This is a genomic window from Vibrio sp. R78045, assembly GCF_042466085.1.
Classification (GTDB): domain Bacteria; phylum Pseudomonadota; class Gammaproteobacteria; order Enterobacterales; family Vibrionaceae; genus Vibrio; species Vibrio cyclitrophicus.
In genome coordinates this window covers 183081-198148 of the sequence record NZ_JAXHBS010000013.1, presented here as the reverse complement: position 1 = coordinate 198148, position 15068 = coordinate 183081, and the positions used below count along the sequence as shown (strand labels likewise).

12 protein-coding genes are annotated in these 15068 nt (G+C 45.2%); 9 read left to right on the top strand and 3 right to left on the bottom strand.

The window, feature by feature from the left end:
* From SJY39_RS11395 to yegS, 7 genes are all read left to right on the top strand, one after another.
* Positions 1–963 carry a DUF58 domain-containing protein gene (locus SJY39_RS11395; RefSeq protein WP_016793651.1) on the top strand — a complete coding sequence of 321 codons (963 nt, stop codon included), beginning with the start codon at positions 1–3 and terminating at the stop codon, positions 961–963.
* Positions 963–1523, top strand: a complete 561-nt coding sequence (locus SJY39_RS11390) for a DUF4381 domain-containing protein (RefSeq protein ID WP_016793652.1) — start codon at positions 963–965, stop codon at positions 1521–1523. The genes SJY39_RS11395 and SJY39_RS11390 overlap by 1 nt, the downstream gene beginning before the upstream one ends.
* Positions 1516–2595, top strand: a complete 1080-nt coding sequence (locus tag SJY39_RS11385; RefSeq protein WP_016793653.1) for a VWA domain-containing protein — start codon at positions 1516–1518, stop codon at positions 2593–2595. The genes SJY39_RS11390 and SJY39_RS11385 overlap by 8 nt, the downstream gene beginning before the upstream one ends.
* On the top strand, positions 2588–4312 hold the full coding sequence (locus SJY39_RS11380; RefSeq protein WP_016793654.1) for a VWA domain-containing protein: 1725 nt from the start codon (positions 2588–2590) through the stop codon (positions 4310–4312). Before SJY39_RS11385 ends, SJY39_RS11380 begins: the two co-directional genes overlap by 8 nt.
* Positions 4309–5661, top strand: coding sequence for a BatD family protein (locus SJY39_RS11375; protein ID WP_010429269.1), 1353 nt, complete (start codon positions 4309–4311; stop codon positions 5659–5661). Before SJY39_RS11380 ends, SJY39_RS11375 begins: the two co-directional genes overlap by 4 nt.
* Positions 5662–5739: 78 nt before the next feature.
* Entirely contained in the window at positions 5740–6645 is a 906-nt protein-coding gene (locus SJY39_RS11370; RefSeq protein WP_010429270.1) for a LysR family transcriptional regulator, read from the top strand.
* An 18-nt stretch (positions 6646–6663) separates the two neighbouring features.
* A complete protein-coding gene (yegS, locus tag SJY39_RS11365; protein ID WP_010429272.1) occupies positions 6664–7572 on the top strand; it encodes a lipid kinase YegS in 909 nt (302 codons plus the stop codon).
* A gap of 168 nt (positions 7573–7740) precedes the next feature.
* Here the strand turns inward: yegS and SJY39_RS11360 are convergent, their stop codons facing one another.
* Positions 7741–9423 carry an alkaline phosphatase family protein gene (locus SJY39_RS11360; protein ID WP_010429274.1) on the bottom strand — a complete coding sequence of 561 codons (1683 nt, stop codon included), beginning with the start codon at positions 9421–9423 and terminating at the stop codon, positions 7741–7743.
* Positions 9424–9529: 106 nt separating this feature from the next.
* A complete protein-coding gene (locus tag SJY39_RS11355) occupies positions 9530–10318 on the bottom strand; it encodes an SUMF1/EgtB/PvdO family nonheme iron enzyme (protein WP_016789862.1) in 789 nt (262 codons plus the stop codon).
* A 137-nt stretch (positions 10319–10455) separates the two neighbouring features.
* On the opposite strand from SJY39_RS11355, the gene SJY39_RS11350 reads away from it, so the two are divergent.
* Both SJY39_RS11350 and SJY39_RS11345 read left to right on the top strand, forming a co-directional pair.
* Entirely contained in the window at positions 10456–11787 is a 1332-nt protein-coding gene (locus tag SJY39_RS11350; RefSeq protein ID WP_016789861.1) for an anaerobic sulfatase maturase, read from the top strand.
* A gap of 87 nt (positions 11788–11874) precedes the next feature.
* Positions 11875–12933 (top strand): tetratricopeptide repeat protein, encoded by a 1059-nt coding sequence (locus tag SJY39_RS11345; RefSeq protein WP_016793655.1) that lies wholly within the window; start codon positions 11875–11877, stop codon positions 12931–12933.
* A 146-nt stretch (positions 12934–13079) separates the two neighbouring features.
* On the opposite strand, the gene ggt is transcribed toward SJY39_RS11345, so the two are convergent.
* A complete protein-coding gene (gene ggt / locus SJY39_RS11340; RefSeq protein ID WP_016789859.1) occupies positions 13080–14810 on the bottom strand; it encodes a gamma-glutamyltransferase in 1731 nt (576 codons plus the stop codon).
* Between the last annotated feature and the right edge of the window lie 258 nt (positions 14811–15068).

The following is a 15068-nucleotide window of genomic DNA, read 5'->3' as shown; positions in this document are numbered from 1 at the left end:
ATGGCGAAGCCAACACAAGCTCCCAAATCGCAAGGCCTTGATCCACGTTTATACTGCGACTATTCAAGGTTAGTGCGAATACAGGCTCAAGCTGAGTCGTTTTCTCTGCTGCCACATCTAAAGGCGGGCAGTGTATTGTCGGGTCGACATAACTCTCTATTCCGTGGTCGTGGGTTGAATTTCGAGGAGTTGCGTCATTACCAACTGGGTGATGATATTCGCAATCTTGATTGGAAAGTTACGATGCGAACGGGGAAGCCTCATGTTCGCAGCTATACCGAAGAGAAAGACCGTAATGTGATTATCTGTGTCGATCAGCGCAGTTCTATGTTCTTTGCTTCTCAAAACACCATGAAATCCGTTGTGGCGGCGGAAGTCGCTGCATTATGTGGATGGCGAGTGCTGAAAGATGGTGACCGTGTCGGCTTCGTTTTAGCCTCACATCAAAAGCTGTTCCATACCAAAGCACAGCGCTCACAGTCTGATTTACTCGCTCAACTTAAGCACCTTACTAAAGCGAATCAAAGCTTAGGTGTGAGTGTGAGTGACAGCGAGGGTGTCGGGTTCAGTCAATGGATCGAACTCATCAAGCGTATGAGGCTAAAACAGTCGACCTTAATCTTTATTAGCGATTGGCGTGACTGCCAAGAACAGCACCTTGATCGACTCAAGCAGCTACAGCAGCACAATGACATCCTTGCCATTATGGTGACCGATCCGTTAGAACAATCACTGCCTCATGATCTCGCTAGCGCGAATTGGGTGGTGGGTGATGGTCGTTTTCAGCTCAACCTCGATAGCCAATCTAAGGTTAACCTTGCGAGTGAGAGCCTTGCTCAAAAAGCGGCACTTCAAAAACAATCTCTTGCTAAATTAATGGCGATGAAGAACCTTCCTTATATCGAATTAGACACGTCGGGTAATCATATTTCACAGCTTCAAAAGCTAGTAGGAGGGCGCTAATGGCCGTTGAACATACGCCTCCTAGTACTTATATCCTTCGCGAACTGCGCGATGTAACGATTCCCGACAGCGTTAGCTGGTTTCCCCAAACGATCGGTTGGAAGATCCTCGGTGTTGCCTTGTTATTGGTTGCGCTCTATCTGGCTTATCGCTTGGCGCTAAGATGGTGGAATAATCGTTATCGTAAAGAAGCACTTAAAGAGCTGATGGTATTGGATGCTCGAGACAAAAACTCAACCGAGCGAACCTTCAAGGTGCTCAAAGTAGTGCTTCGTTATCTAGACAGCGGCAATGCTAAGTTGTTTGGTCAAGCCTATGTAAACCGCTTGAACGCTTATCTTCCTGTTAACGCTGGCACGAGTGCAAAGAGCAATGCTTTCTTTACCGATGAAGTGTCGGGGCTGTGGATGCAAAGCTTAATTGATCCAAAGGTGCGTTTGACCTTTGAACAGCGTTTAGAGGTAATTCAAACCGCCATGATGTGGTTAAAACTTCATAAACCCGATGTACAAACAAAACCGAATGTACAAGCGACAACAGAGGGGCAAGATAGTGTTTGATAGTTTATCTGCCAGCTTTGAGTTCGCACATCCATTGTGGTTTATCGCGTTACCACTGCCTTTGTTGGTCTACTTGGCTGTACCTGCTTATCGCAGCAAGCAAATGGCCATTAAGGTGCCATTTTTCAGTGAGTTGGTCGAAGCGATTGGCGAGGCGCCATCCGAGGGCGCAAGCCAGTTAACACCAAGCTGGTGGCAACGCACCACGTTGATTATTACCTGGGTATTAGTGGTTTGCGCGTTAGCTAAACCAACCATCTTAGGTGAGCCGCAAGTTCGTGAACAATTAGGCCGCGATGTCATGGTGGTGGTCGATTTGTCGGGCTCAATGGCTGAACAAGATTTTACGTCTAAACAAGGGGATAAAATCTCACGTTTAGATGCGACTAAAGAGGTGTTAGCTGACTTTGCTAAAACTCGAAAGGGTGACCGACTTGGTTTGATTCTATTTGGTGATGCAGCATTTGTACAAACGCCATTCACTGCTGACCAAGATGTGTGGCTTGAGCTACTCAATCAAACGGACGTGGCAATGGCAGGGCAAAGCACGCATTTAGGTGATGCCATTGGCCTAGCGATTAAGGTGTTTGAACAAAGTGAGAAGCAGAGTGCTGCAGTCCAAGATTCAAGCATTGATGCCAACGCAAAAGAGAAGGTCGTGATTGTGCTAACCGATGGCAATGACACTGGCAGCTTTGTTGAACCTATCGATGCGGCCAAAGTGGCTAAGGCAAAAGGTGTTCGTATTCACGTCATCGCCATGGGTGATCCGCAAACCGTAGGCGAAGTGGCTTTGGATATGGAGACCATCAACCGTGTGGCTCAAGAGTCTGGTGGTGAAGCCTTTGAAGCACTTAACCGTGATGAACTGACGAAAGCTTATGCTCAAATTGGTGAGCTAGAGCCCCAGTTGTATGAGAGTACGACTTATCGTCCTAAACAGGGATTACACCATTACTTGATGGCCATTGTTGTTGTGATGTATTTGACTGCGTTCAGTTTAGCAACAATCCGCCGACGCTCGCTTTTGGCTTCTTCAATGAAACCTTTGAAAGGAGAGAACGATGCCTGATTCTCTCATGTTGCAACAGTTCTTTACCCAGTTTCACTTTATCCGACCATTGTGGTTGTTGGCCTTTATTCCGATGTTCTTCTTGTTATGGGTTCGTTGGAGAGAAGAGACCAAACCAACGTGGAAAGACATCCTGCCTGCCCATTTACGTGATGCATTAACCATTGGTGAAACCGGCTGGCGTAAACAGTTACCACTAAAGCTATTAATGGTGATTGTGACCATCGCTATTATTATCTGTTCAGGCCCAACATGGCAGCGTGAAGCTTCGCCTTTTGGTGAAGACAAAGCCTCAATGTTAGTGGTGCTTGATAACAGTGACTCCATGCTGGCTAAAGACTTACCACCGAGTCGTTTGGAACGTTCTAAACAGAAAATTAGAGACTTACTCGCAGCGCGCAAAGGCGGTAATACAGGTTTGGTTGTGTATGCAGGCAGTGCGCACGTTGCGATGCCTGTAACTCAAGACAGCAAGGTATTTGAACCGTTTCTGGCGGCTATCACGCCCGATATCATGCCTGTATCCGGTAAGTCAGCGGAAGAGGCATTGCCACTCATCAATCAACAATTGTCCGGTGAGTTAGGTTCGTCAGTGTTGTTGGTATCAGATGGTGTGAATCCAAGTACGACACGAGCTTTTGAAACCTTTTTCAACGAAAGCCCATATCAGTTGCTTATTTTGGCTGCCGGAAATAGCGATGTGGTGAGCGATAACCCTGTTGACCTCGATTCATTGCGTAATTTAGCGAATAAGACTGGTGGTCGAGTGATTGAAGTGACTGTTGACGATTCGGATATTCAACAACTGAATCAAGCCGTTGAAAGAAATATGCAACTTAACGGTGAATCCTCTATGCCGTGGAAAGACATGGGCTATGGCCTGCTTATTCCAATGGCGATCATCATGTTGTTGTGGTTCAGAAAAGGGTGGTTGGTACAGTGGTGTGTCGTTGGTTTGATGATTTCGGGCAGCATCTATTCACCAAGCACTTTGGCGAAAACAGTCAATTTAACCGCTGAGAAACCCGTTGTGGTGGAGTCGCTTACAGCTTGGGATAAGACCACTCAATGGTGGTGGGACTTATGGCTAACGCCCGACCAACAAGGTCAACGCTTGTTGAACCAGAAAGATTACCTTCAAGCTGCCAAACATTTTACTGACCCGATGCGAAAGGGCGCGGCTTATTACTATGCTCGTGATTTTAAGCTCGCTCACAGTGCGTTCTTACAAATGAAAACCGATTATGGTTTGTATAATGCCGCAAGTGCTTTGGCTCGCCAACGTGAGTATCTTGCCGCGCGAGATCTCCTCAAATCTCTGAGTGAAAAGCCTGACCTTTCACCAGAATTAAGGCCTGACGTTGAGCATAACTTAGCGGTAATCGGCGGTATTGTCGAAGAAGTCAATCGCACCAGCGAAAGTCAATCTGGAACGACAGATGGTCCAGAGGAGTCGTTAGAGTTAGATGATGATCAGCCGCGAACGGGTGATGGCGCTGAAGAAGAAACTGTAGCGGAATTGATGCTCAAGGAAACGCTTAATGCCAATGAAATTTTGGGTAGCCAAGAGCTTGCCGACAAGTGGTTAAAACGAGTAGAAGCGGACCCTAAGTTCTTCTTGAAATCGAAATTCCAAATTCAGCTACGAGAACCTGCCCCTTCGAACGAACAGACGCCAAAACAGGAACAGGCATCAAAACAGGAGCAAACCCAATGAGTAGATATGACTTAGCTCTTGAAGCCATTCAATCAAAGAGAGTGCGATTCAGAACCCGTAAGTGGTTATTGCCTATTACTCTTATGTTGAGCTGCATTTTTTCCGCTGTTGCTCCGGCTGCCGATATCTTCGATCTACAAAAGAGTGGTGATGTTGAATTGATCGCTTGGATAGGCGAGAAACCGAAGCCTGGCGATAAAATAACGCCGACCAAAGTGAGCGTTAATGAGCAAGTGATTTTGAACATAGAGGTTGCGACACCTCGCTGGTTAACGGGCGGAACTCGAATTGGCGGCGTAGAAATTCCTAATGTGATTGCTAAGCAGCGTAACCAACTTGCGACGAATTACACGGAACGAGTGGATGGTACTACATGGTCACGTCAACGCTGGGAAGTGACGCTCTATCCAATGACATCGGGTGAGTTTGTCATTCCTAGGTTGCCTGTTCGTGTTCAAGTTTCCGCTCCTGACGGATCAAACGTTGGTGGCACGCTATACACGCAGCCAATTAAGTTCGAAGCCTCACTACCTTCTGGTTTACTAAGCGAACAATCGCCTTGGTTTTCTGCGACAGATGTGGATATTGATCAGAAATGGCAACGTTCAAGCGAAGAGTTGAAAGTGGGTGATGCCATTACTCGTACCGTGACAATAAAGGCGAAAGATAGCTTGTCTGTTTTGCTGCCGAATGTATTGACTAATGAAGCGACGCTGCAGTATCAAGCTTACCCACAACCCAATCGTTTAGATGATACACAAGAACGTGGTGATTACCGTTCAAGTCGAATTGAAGAAACGGTCTATGTGATTCAACAAGGTGGTGAGTTTACCTTGCCTGAATTTTCATTCCAGTGGTGGGACAGCAAAAATCAGCGTCTTGAAAGTGCTGTTATTGAAGGTCAGGTTTTTAAAGCGCGCCACACGCTAAAGTCGTTCTTAAAGGCCTACATAAACGTTGTTGTTTTTGCGGTTGCTGGTTTGGTTGTTCTTATTGGTTCTGTCTTCACCCTTAAGCGTTATTATCGCGACCGTCCAACACCAAGTTGGTTGGTATTACGTCGTTTACTTAAGCAAGGTAATGGAGCTGCATTAAGAACCTTTATCTATCGTCAATTGCGCATTGAAACCACTCAGTTAGAATTGGGTAAAGTGAGCACAGAGAAACGTTGGTTAGAAGATAGTGAATCCCTCCAACAAGGGCGTGAAGATAAAAGCGTATTTACTCGTTTGTGGAAAGGCATACGTAATTTTCCCGGTGACACATCAAACTCAAGCAATTCTCGTTCAATTTTCGACCGCTTGAAAATCCCTAAAGCCTTGCCTGACTTAAAAGATAGAACTAAGTAGCAAACTTTAGTCATTCGCATCGAACATAATCGGCAGGTTCTCTACTATGGAGAACCTGCTTCTTTAATATGGAACTGTATGAAAAGTACTGAACTCAATTTAATTCCTATATTTGTCGCGATCTATGAAGAGCAGAACTTGTCTAGGGCTGCGAATCGTATGAACATCAGCCAACCTGCAGTGAGTAAAGCGCTCGCTAGGCTTCGTGATATTTATGATGAGCCACTGTTTCACAGAACCACTTCAGGCGTTGAGCCGACGACATTTGCGATCGATATTTATCCAGCAATGGCCGCTGCATTAAAAAACTTCACTTCTACGCTATCGGCCTCGAGAGATTTTGATCCTAAAACATCAGGTCGCGTGTTTTCCATTGCTTGTGTATCACCCGCAAGCTACGAATTGATGCCAAGAGTTATGCAGTTGATCAGCCAAATCGCACCTGGTATTGCATTGGAAGTTCATCCTTTGTTTACGGAAGATTACGAATCCGATCTTAGGTTACAAAGACACGATGTGATCATAGATATGACGCCAAGGGGTAGAACCATGCTTAAGCATGAAGTTATTTCTACTGAGGAGCTTGTCGTCGTATGCCGCTCTGGCCACCCAGAGATTGGCGATACTATTGATATGGAGCAGTTTCTAGCGCTTGATCATGTAGTTGTTTCTAAATGGCACGCTCGAAAAAGCCTATTGAGTTCTGAACACTTTAGCGATTTGGAAAAGCGCAGGATTGTGTATCGAGCTGCTGGCGTGGTTGAGATGCTTCCTGTTATTGAAGGCTCTGACTATATTGGTGTGCTTCCTCTATCTTCAGTTCGTTGTTTTTCCGAGAAGTACGATGTGAAAACACTGCCTTTACCATTCGACTTAGAAAACCTTGATATGTGTATGATTTGGCACCCAAGTCGTACTAACGAGCCAAGCCACAAGTGGTTGCGATCTAAGCTCAAAGCCGCAGCAAAAGATATCTCTAGTTAGCTTATAAAGGACATAACCATGGAAAGTATCCGCGCTATTTTAAATGGAAAGAAGGCCAACATCCCTGAATTGAGGCAAGCCATTCTTGCAGTAAGAGACAGGGATATCGACCTACAAGTCAGAGTTACTTGGGAATCCGCGGATATGTTTCGTTTAGTGAGCGAGGCCATATGCGATCGTGTGAAGCGGTTGATTATCGCTGGTGGTGATGGAACGGTGAACGAAGCAGTCAATGCACTCAACCAATTCCGCGCTAGCGAAAGACCACAGCTTGCAATTATTCCAATGGGAACTGCGAACGACTTTGCTACCGCTACCGGCATCCCAAGCGATATACCTTCGGCATTCGATTTGGCAATAAAAGGTTCAGCTTACGCGGTCGATAGCGTGAGGGCGAACGACCGTTACTTTATGAACGTGGCTGCGGCAGGCTTCGGCGCTGAGGTGACGGCAGAAACCCCTATTGAATTAAAAGATTTTCTCGGTGGTGGGGCATATACGTTGACAGGTGTAGTTAAAGCGCTTGGTTTTAAACCTTACAGCGGTACTTTGACCATAGATAAAGGTACCTTTACCGGTGAAATTCTGGTTGGCGCTTTTTGTAATGGACGCTTAGCAGGTGGTGGACAAGAGTTAGCACCGAATGCGCTTATTGACGATGGTTTGATGGATTTGACGTTAGTAAAGTCGTTCGTCGCGACAGAATTACCGCAAGTGATTGAAGAATTAAAGAGCCCAGCTGAAGACGGGAAATATGTCGTGCATACGCAAGCTCGTTGGCTTGATATCGACTTTCCTCAAACTTTACCGATTAATTTAGACGGAGAACCGTATCGTTCAAATCAGATTCGATTTGAGGTTGTCCCATCAAGCATCAGTTTGGTGTTGCCTGAAAACAGCCTTTGTTTGAGCAAGAACCGAGCTTGAACAGCATGTAAGTTTAGTTAAGGTATTGATGTAGTCGATAAGGTTTAAGAGCAGAAAATTGGGGTAAAAAAGAGCCGTTTATCCGTTTCGACTGAATATGATAAACGGCTTTTTTATTGAGCGGGTATTGGATTCGAAATCTAGATGACGGAACCTCGGAGGTTTAGCCTATTCAGTGATCTCTTGTAACACTTCTCCAATTGATCCACTTGGCTGGGTTATGCCCATTTTATTCGAAAGTGTTGGCGCAATGTCGTATGGAGTGATTGCACGCGAAACCTTCTGAGCTTCAACGTCGTAGCCTGCAAAAATGACTGGGACGTGAGTATCGTACTTCCAAGGTGAGCCGTGCGTAGAGGCGATTTGAAGACCTTCCATGTCGTTAATGTAGCTACGAGGGGCAAATACCACATAAACATCACCTGAACGAGCGGGGTGGTAGTTGTTCTTGATGAGCTGCATGACATGCGTATCAGGTACTCGGTTGGCTGCAATATCACTACTTGATACGGCAAACGCAACGCCTTTTACTTTCGCAATCTCATCTGCGATGGCATTCTGCACTTTCGCTAGATCGACCTTTTCCTTGGCAATCACGTCGTGATCCAGATAAATGTAAGGTTGTGCATACAATCGAATGGCGTCTTTGTCCAAACCAAACTCACTCTTCAACCTCTTTTCTACGCCTTGAGATAGCAGGGTATCTTTATTGAAGTATTGTGCCTGTTGGAAACCAAGTGCATTTGCCGCAGGTGAAGATTCAGGAACACCATGATCGGCAGACAAGACAATTAATGTGTTCTTTAGGCCGACTTGGTTATCAACGGTCTTAAGAAGCTTGGCGATTGTTCTGTCTAAACGAATTAAATTGTCTTCGGTCTCTAAGCTTTCAGGACCATAAAGGTGAATCACATAGTCATTCGACGAGAAACTAACCGATAGGTAATCCGTCGCATCGCCTTGACCAAGCTTCTCTTGCATCAATAGTGTGCTAGCAAAGTTTTCTGTAATTTCATCACCAGCCGGACTTACGGTTAATGTTGTGCTGTAATATTTATAGCTCGCAGGTCCATAAGGGTGTGGGAAGGTACGTTCAAAATTACCTAACTTCACCTTGTGGTCAGTATTGTGTTCTTGAAGGGTGTATTTCTCACGTGGTAAAGAAAGTTCCCAACTTTGTTTAGAGTACTGGCTCGCAATGGCTTTCTCATTCCAACGTGATACCCAGTCTGGATATTCGTCGTAGTAATAGTTACTGGTAACAAATTCAGATTGTGCTTTCGAAAACCAAAACGCTTTGCCGCTATGCCCTGCGAGTGAGATGGCGCCGCGATCTTTTACTGATACGCCAAAGACTTTAGATTTTCCGCTATTGGAAATCATTAGTTCGTCACCAAACGTGGTAGCGAGTATCGGCTCTGGAGAACGGCCATCGCCTTGTGCTGTTTTCTGCGTCGGATCGATCTCGGTTGCTTTATCAACGCCCGCCCCTGAAGTTAGCATTTCATAGTTGCCATCTTCTACGTTATACACCAAACGCTCTTCACTGCGATCATACCAAACATTCCCCACCATGCCGTGCACACTTGGTGGAGCACCGGTTGCAAGCGACACATGACCAACAATGGTCTCTGTGTTGCCATGTTGGTAGTTCGCGTTGGTGTAGTAGGTACCATCATCCATCAAGTAACGAAATCCACCGTCACCGAAGTTGTGTTTATATCGTTCGATAAGGTCTGCGCGCAGGCCATCTACCGTAATTTGCAGGACCAGATCTGGCTTATCCGCCGCCGAAGCAGGGAAAGCACAGAGTAATGCGAGTGTAAGCCCAGATAGCTTGGTGTATTGCATAGAGTTTCCTTATTCAGTATTGCCGTAGCGACTTAACGTTTGGATAGTGAAAATTGTATTTTTAATCTTTTTGGTGAAGGTTATTGAGCCGTAACCGTTGGCATCGTTAGTTAGTATCTTTAACTAAACGTAAGCCCATGTCAGACATGGTAATTGACTGACTTGCAAAGTCTCGACGGTAACTTTCAGATTCATTTTCGTCATAAGCAAAGCTGCCACCACGAACTGATTTGTGTGATAAACCCACGTCACTGTGTTTCGCGTTGTTAGGATTGTCTGTTGGACCGAATCGGTAAAAGGTGTCGTCGAAGGCATCGATTACAAACTCACCCACATTTCCGGTCATATCATATAAGCCTAGTTCATTTGGCTTCTTTAGGCCGACAGGGTGTGCGCTATTTTTAGAATTTGCCGAGTACCACGCAACATCATCTAAGTTATTGGAACCACTGTAAGTATAGCCTTTACTTTTGTTACCACCTTTCGCTGCAAACTCCCATTCTGCTTCAGTTGGTAAGCGGTATTCTTCACCCGTTAGTTCATTCAACTGCTCAACGAAGTAGTTCGCCTGTTGCCAACTAAGGTTATTGACTGGAACTTGTGGGTTTTTGAAATAACTGAGAGATGAACCCATCACCGATTCGAACAATTCTTGAGTCACCTCAAACTTCGCAATATAGAAACTATCTACAGTTACATTACGTGCAGGACGCTCTGCTTTGGTTGCTTCTGGATCGTTCGACCCCATGGTGAATGTGCCGCCTTCAACCAATACCATCTCTTGGTCAATTTGTTGGGCGATAGGGTGTGTAGGCACGCTTGCACAGCCACTCAGAAGAATAGTCATGGTGACGCTGCTAATTGTTGCTAACTGTTTGTAATTAAAAAATTTCATCACGTGCCTCAGATGTTCGAAATAGGGTCTAATTCTAACGTTTAAGGTCATTCCTATTGGTTATAAAGGGTATAACATGTCACTTGATCGAATAGGATTTATGATGGGTCCAGAATACTAAAATAGGTAGGTAAATCATGCATATTACTCAAGGTCCACAATATAACGGTAAAGCGTCTAAGCGCTTGCATGTCATGGCTAAGCCGATTGGCGCTGCATGTAACATTGACTGTAAATATTGTTACTACCTAAGTAAGCAAGATTTGTTGGAGTACAAAAAAGGCAGTTCTCCAAGAATGGATGATGAGACGCTAGAAACCTACATCCGACAATACATCGAAGGTCAAAACACGCCAGAAATCATCTTCTCATGGCAGGGCGGTGAACCGACCATGCTAGGTCTAGCGTATTTTGAACGCGTGGTTGAGCTACAGAAAAAGTACCAACCTAAAGGTGTATTGATTTCAAACGATTTACAAACCAATGGCACTTTGCTGAATGATGATTGGGCTGAGTTTCTTGCGAAGAATAACTTCCTGATCGGTTTGAGTATTGATGGTCCTGAAATGTTGCACAATGCCTATCGTGTCAACAGAGCAGGCCGTGGCACATTCAAACAAGTGATGGCGGCTGTGGAGCTGCTGCACAAACACCAAGTGAAATTCGCAACGCTGACTTGTGTGAATAACCTCACCAGTCAAAATGCACTTGAGGTGTATCGTTTCCTACGTGATGTGGTCAAATCACCGCAAATGCAGTTTATTCCTATCGTTGAACAGAAAACGTTCAGAACGGTTGCACCACAAACATCCCAAGTGAGTGAGCAACTCAAGCAAGGCGACAAGCGCCTGATCCCCGGCCACAAAGATTCGATCATGGAATCTTGGTGTGTGTCGGACTTAGCTTGGGGTAATTTCCTTATCTCTGTATTTGATGAGTGGGCTAAGAACGACATCGGTAATGTGTTTGTTCAATATTTTGAAGCGAGCGTAGAAACATGGATTGGTCTCCCGAACCCGCTTTGTACTTTGAACGAGATATGTGGCAAAGGCCTAGCGATGGAGCCTAACGGTGATGTGTTCTCGTGTGACCACTATGTTTACCCTGAATACAAGATTGGCAATATTCATCACGAGAAGCTTGATGATTTGGCGTACAGCGCACCACAGCAAAAGTTTGGCTTTGCTAAATCACGCACACTGACCAATCAATGTCAGCAGTGTGATTACAAGTTCGCTTGTCATGGTGAGTGTCCTAAGAACCGCTTTATCAAAACTCGTGCAGGCGAACCGGGCTTGAACTACTTGTGTGCAGGTTGGCACAAGTTCTTTTCTCATGTCGATAAATCAATGGCTTATATCGCTCGCGCGATGGGGCATCCAGTGGCTCATGGCAAATTCAGCGATTCAGTATTGTTGGCGCATCGAGCAAAACAGGCGCAACAAGCTACGTTTGAGACGAAGTTTTAACTCGTTTTTTGGGTCAACAGATCCAATGCAAATTTAATTAGATACGAGTCTAAGGACAGGCTAAGTTCTCCAGTTTAAGGTAATACTATGATGAAGAAGAGTTTAGCGACGGCTGTTGCTTTGTTGATATCAACGTCCGCATTGATTTCAACGTCTGCGATGGCTACGAATAGCGTTCAACAAACGGTTGACGCGCCAGCACAAAATATCAATCAAGTGCTTGAAATGACGGACACTCAAACCCGTATTCAGCAGTTGTCTTACATGGCACAAGATCAGAATCAATCTGTTGAAAATCGTACTGGTGCATTGCAAGAGCTTGCTTCATATCCAAGTCAAAATGCATTGGTGGCGGTTGCAAGAGGCTTAAAAGATCAAAATCCTGAAGTTCGTGAAGCATCGGTGATTGGCTCTGAACCTTATCAACTAGAACATCGCTGGGCATTGGTATCTCCGTTGTTAAAAGACAGCGATACCATGGTTCGCCACACGGCAACATCCAATCTAATTCGTGACTTTAATGCTTTAGATGACGAGCAGAAAGCACAAATTGAACCACCAGTCGCAGAGTTGATTAGCTTTTTGGAAATGCAAGAATCTGAAAAATTTCAACTGCTGTTTGCTGATGTGCTTCGTTGGCACAATGAGTGGGACAAGGCCGAAACAGTTTATTTAGAGCTCATTAAAACTCATCCTAAAGAGCCACAAGTTTGGTTGAGCTATGCCGATAACTTTCGTGCACAGAATAAAGACCAGCAAGCGGTTGAAGTGTTAGACCGTGGTTTGAAGAGCGTGCCAGATAACGCAGCAATGCATTACTCTAAATCTTTGACTCTGGTTCGTCTTGAAGACAAGAGCGCTGCGGCCAATGAGATTGAAGTAGCAGCAGAACTTGCAAAAGATAACAGCTACTACTGGTACTTGAATGGGGTACTACAAGAAGAGCTAGATATCGACAAATCGACTAAATCGTTCGAGAAGGCGTATTTGATCTCTGGTTCTCCAGAGCAGTTATATGCGGTATGTGATATCTACGTGCGATACGGCAACGACAAGACCGATGATTGCTTAAGTGAGCTAGGTAAAGTGGCTCCTGACTATGTTATTGAGCAGTTGAAAGAGAAGCGAGTAGCGCCAAGTTCATAATATTTGAATGAGTAAATAGATGAGCCGCTTATGAAAATCCAGTCGAAATATTCGACTGGATTTTTCGTATCAATGAACTGCTTATACAAGGCCAAGTGACTAGAGACAAAACAAGGGCAAGCCTATTACTTGCCCGTTTCGTTTTATCATTCCCCCATAGAGCTTGATGCACGGCGTCTGTCTGTTGCGCCATGGATCTTGCCATCTCTGATTTCAATGGCGTTCAAACCACTGACTACTGGAATGACATGCACCGGATAACCGAGCTGCATGAACTCTGGTACTAGCATTTCAGCGTAGGTTTTCTTCTCGACCAACAAACCCGTTGGGTCATAAGGCTTGGTGCGGTCGATCTTTGTGCCATATTGGATGTTTGGCAGGTCAATTGCCTCCTGCGCGGATAAGTCCCAATCAAGAACGCCAACCACAGTTTTTAACACGTACCCCGGAATCTGTGAACTTCCAGGTGAACCGACTACTAGGCGCAGGTTGTCTTTTTTGTCCATCACCATTAATGGGGTGATTGCTGAACGAGGACGTTTACCTGCTTCAATAGCATTTTGAGTTGGCTTACCGTTGATGGTTGGTTTTGTAGAAAAATTTGCCATTTGTGCATTGAGAATCACGCCATCGACCATTATCCCTGAACCCATTCCTGTGCCGACGGTACTGGTCATCGCAATAGCATTGCCGTCTTTGTCGATAATGGAAATATGCCCGGTGTCTTGGCTCTCAAACCCCTGATACTGAGCGTATTCGGTATTGGACAACTTGCCTGCTTTCGGTTTGGTTTTAGCTATGCCACTTTCCGGGACTAGTTTACGTCGCTCGTCGATATAGGCTTTGTCGAGGAGGGCAGTAACTGGTGCTTCAATGAAATCAGGGTCGCCCGCATAAGCGATACGATCGGCCTTGGCTATTCTCATTACTTCTGTCATCAAGCGCCAAGGTTCCACATCGGTTTTGGACATGTCTGCCAAGTCGTAGGCCTCTAGCATTTCAAGGCTTTGAGCAACCATCACACCACCAGAGGCAGGGTAGCCAAACGACACAATTTTATTGCCTCGATAGTCGCTCTCAATGACATCACGTTGTTTAACGTGGTACTGCTCAAAGTCTTCGATAGAGAGCTTAGCGTGGTCTGAGTCGATACGGCTATTGACCGTTTCAACGATGTGCTTACCAAACTCGCCACCATAAAGGTACCTATCGCCTTGTTGAGCAATATTGGTCAGTGTGTTGGCCAGCTCTGAATTGGTCATCAAAGTGCCTGTTGGTTTAATCTCGCCGTTATTCCAATAGAGTGCTTTGATTTCTGGATCTTCAATCAATCGTTCTTGCTCACGAACCACTATGTCATAGGTGTAGCTGTTCATTGCATAACCTTTACTGGCAAGATCAATGGCAGGCTGAGCAAGCTCTGACCATGGCAGTTTTCCGTATTGTTGGTGAGAGCTGTAGAGCAAACGAAGCGTGCCGGGAACGGCTACAGATCTTGGTCCTAAAATCTCATTTCGATTGAGTGCTTTACCATCTTCCATAAACATATTTGGAGTCGCACTTGAGGGCGCTTCGTCGCGCCCATCGAGTGCAAGGAATTGGTCTTTGTCTTTTTTATAAAACAGCGCAAAAGTACCACCGCCGATCCCTGTCATATCCGGTTCTACCACCGACATGGTCATCTGCATCGCAACCATGGCATCGACTGCGTTACCGCCTTTTTTGAGTATCGAATACCCTGTGCTGCTTACGTATGGGTTAGTTGCACTTACCATAAACTCTTCGCCACTTTCATCGGGCGTAATTGGAAAAGGATTTGGCTCAGCCGCGAAACCGACCGCTGAAACCAAACTTAAAGATAAAGTCGCTATTCGCATGCGTTCTCCGTTTAAGGTATCTGTTTATTCGCTCTAAGATTGACCGAGTAAGGGCGGTGAAGTTCGTGAGTTTGCAGCCTTTTTACACAACACTGACGCTGCTGACAGAATCATTAAATAGTAGAGAATTTTGCGGCTTAAATTTATTGCGAAGCTAAATGTAAGGGCAAACTTGGGTTCTCAATATTAATTTAACTATCTTGAAATCCTAATTTTTGAATAACTAAAGCGATTTTGGAACATGATGAATTACAGTCT

What these genes read in the sequence shown, in the direction of transcription:
- SJY39_RS11345 (WP_016793655.1), top strand. Translation starts at nt 11,875, where the DNA reads ATGATGAAGAAGAGTTTAGCGACGGCTGTTGCTTTGTTGATATCAACG.
- SJY39_RS11360 (WP_010429274.1), bottom strand. Translation starts at nt 9,423, where the DNA reads ATGCAATACACCAAGCTATCTGGGCTTACACTCGCATTACTCTGTGCT.
- SJY39_RS11375 (WP_010429269.1), top strand. Translation starts at nt 4,309, where the DNA reads ATGAGTAGATATGACTTAGCTCTTGAAGCCATTCAATCAAAGAGAGTG.
- SJY39_RS11380 (WP_016793654.1), top strand. Translation starts at nt 2,588, where the DNA reads ATGCCTGATTCTCTCATGTTGCAACAGTTCTTTACCCAGTTTCACTTT.
- SJY39_RS11370 (WP_010429270.1), top strand. Translation starts at nt 5,740, where the DNA reads ATGAAAAGTACTGAACTCAATTTAATTCCTATATTTGTCGCGATCTAT.
- yegS (WP_010429272.1), top strand. Translation starts at nt 6,664, where the DNA reads ATGGAAAGTATCCGCGCTATTTTAAATGGAAAGAAGGCCAACATCCCT.
- SJY39_RS11350 (WP_016789861.1), top strand. Translation starts at nt 10,456, where the DNA reads ATGCATATTACTCAAGGTCCACAATATAACGGTAAAGCGTCTAAGCGC.
- SJY39_RS11355 (WP_016789862.1), bottom strand. Translation starts at nt 10,318, where the DNA reads ATGAAATTTTTTAATTACAAACAGTTAGCAACAATTAGCAGCGTCACC.
- SJY39_RS11395 (WP_016793651.1), top strand. Translation starts at nt 1, where the DNA reads ATGGCGAAGCCAACACAAGCTCCCAAATCGCAAGGCCTTGATCCACGT.
- ggt (WP_016789859.1), bottom strand. Translation starts at nt 14,810, where the DNA reads ATGCGAATAGCGACTTTATCTTTAAGTTTGGTTTCAGCGGTCGGTTTC.
- SJY39_RS11390 (WP_016793652.1), top strand. Translation starts at nt 963, where the DNA reads ATGGCCGTTGAACATACGCCTCCTAGTACTTATATCCTTCGCGAACTG.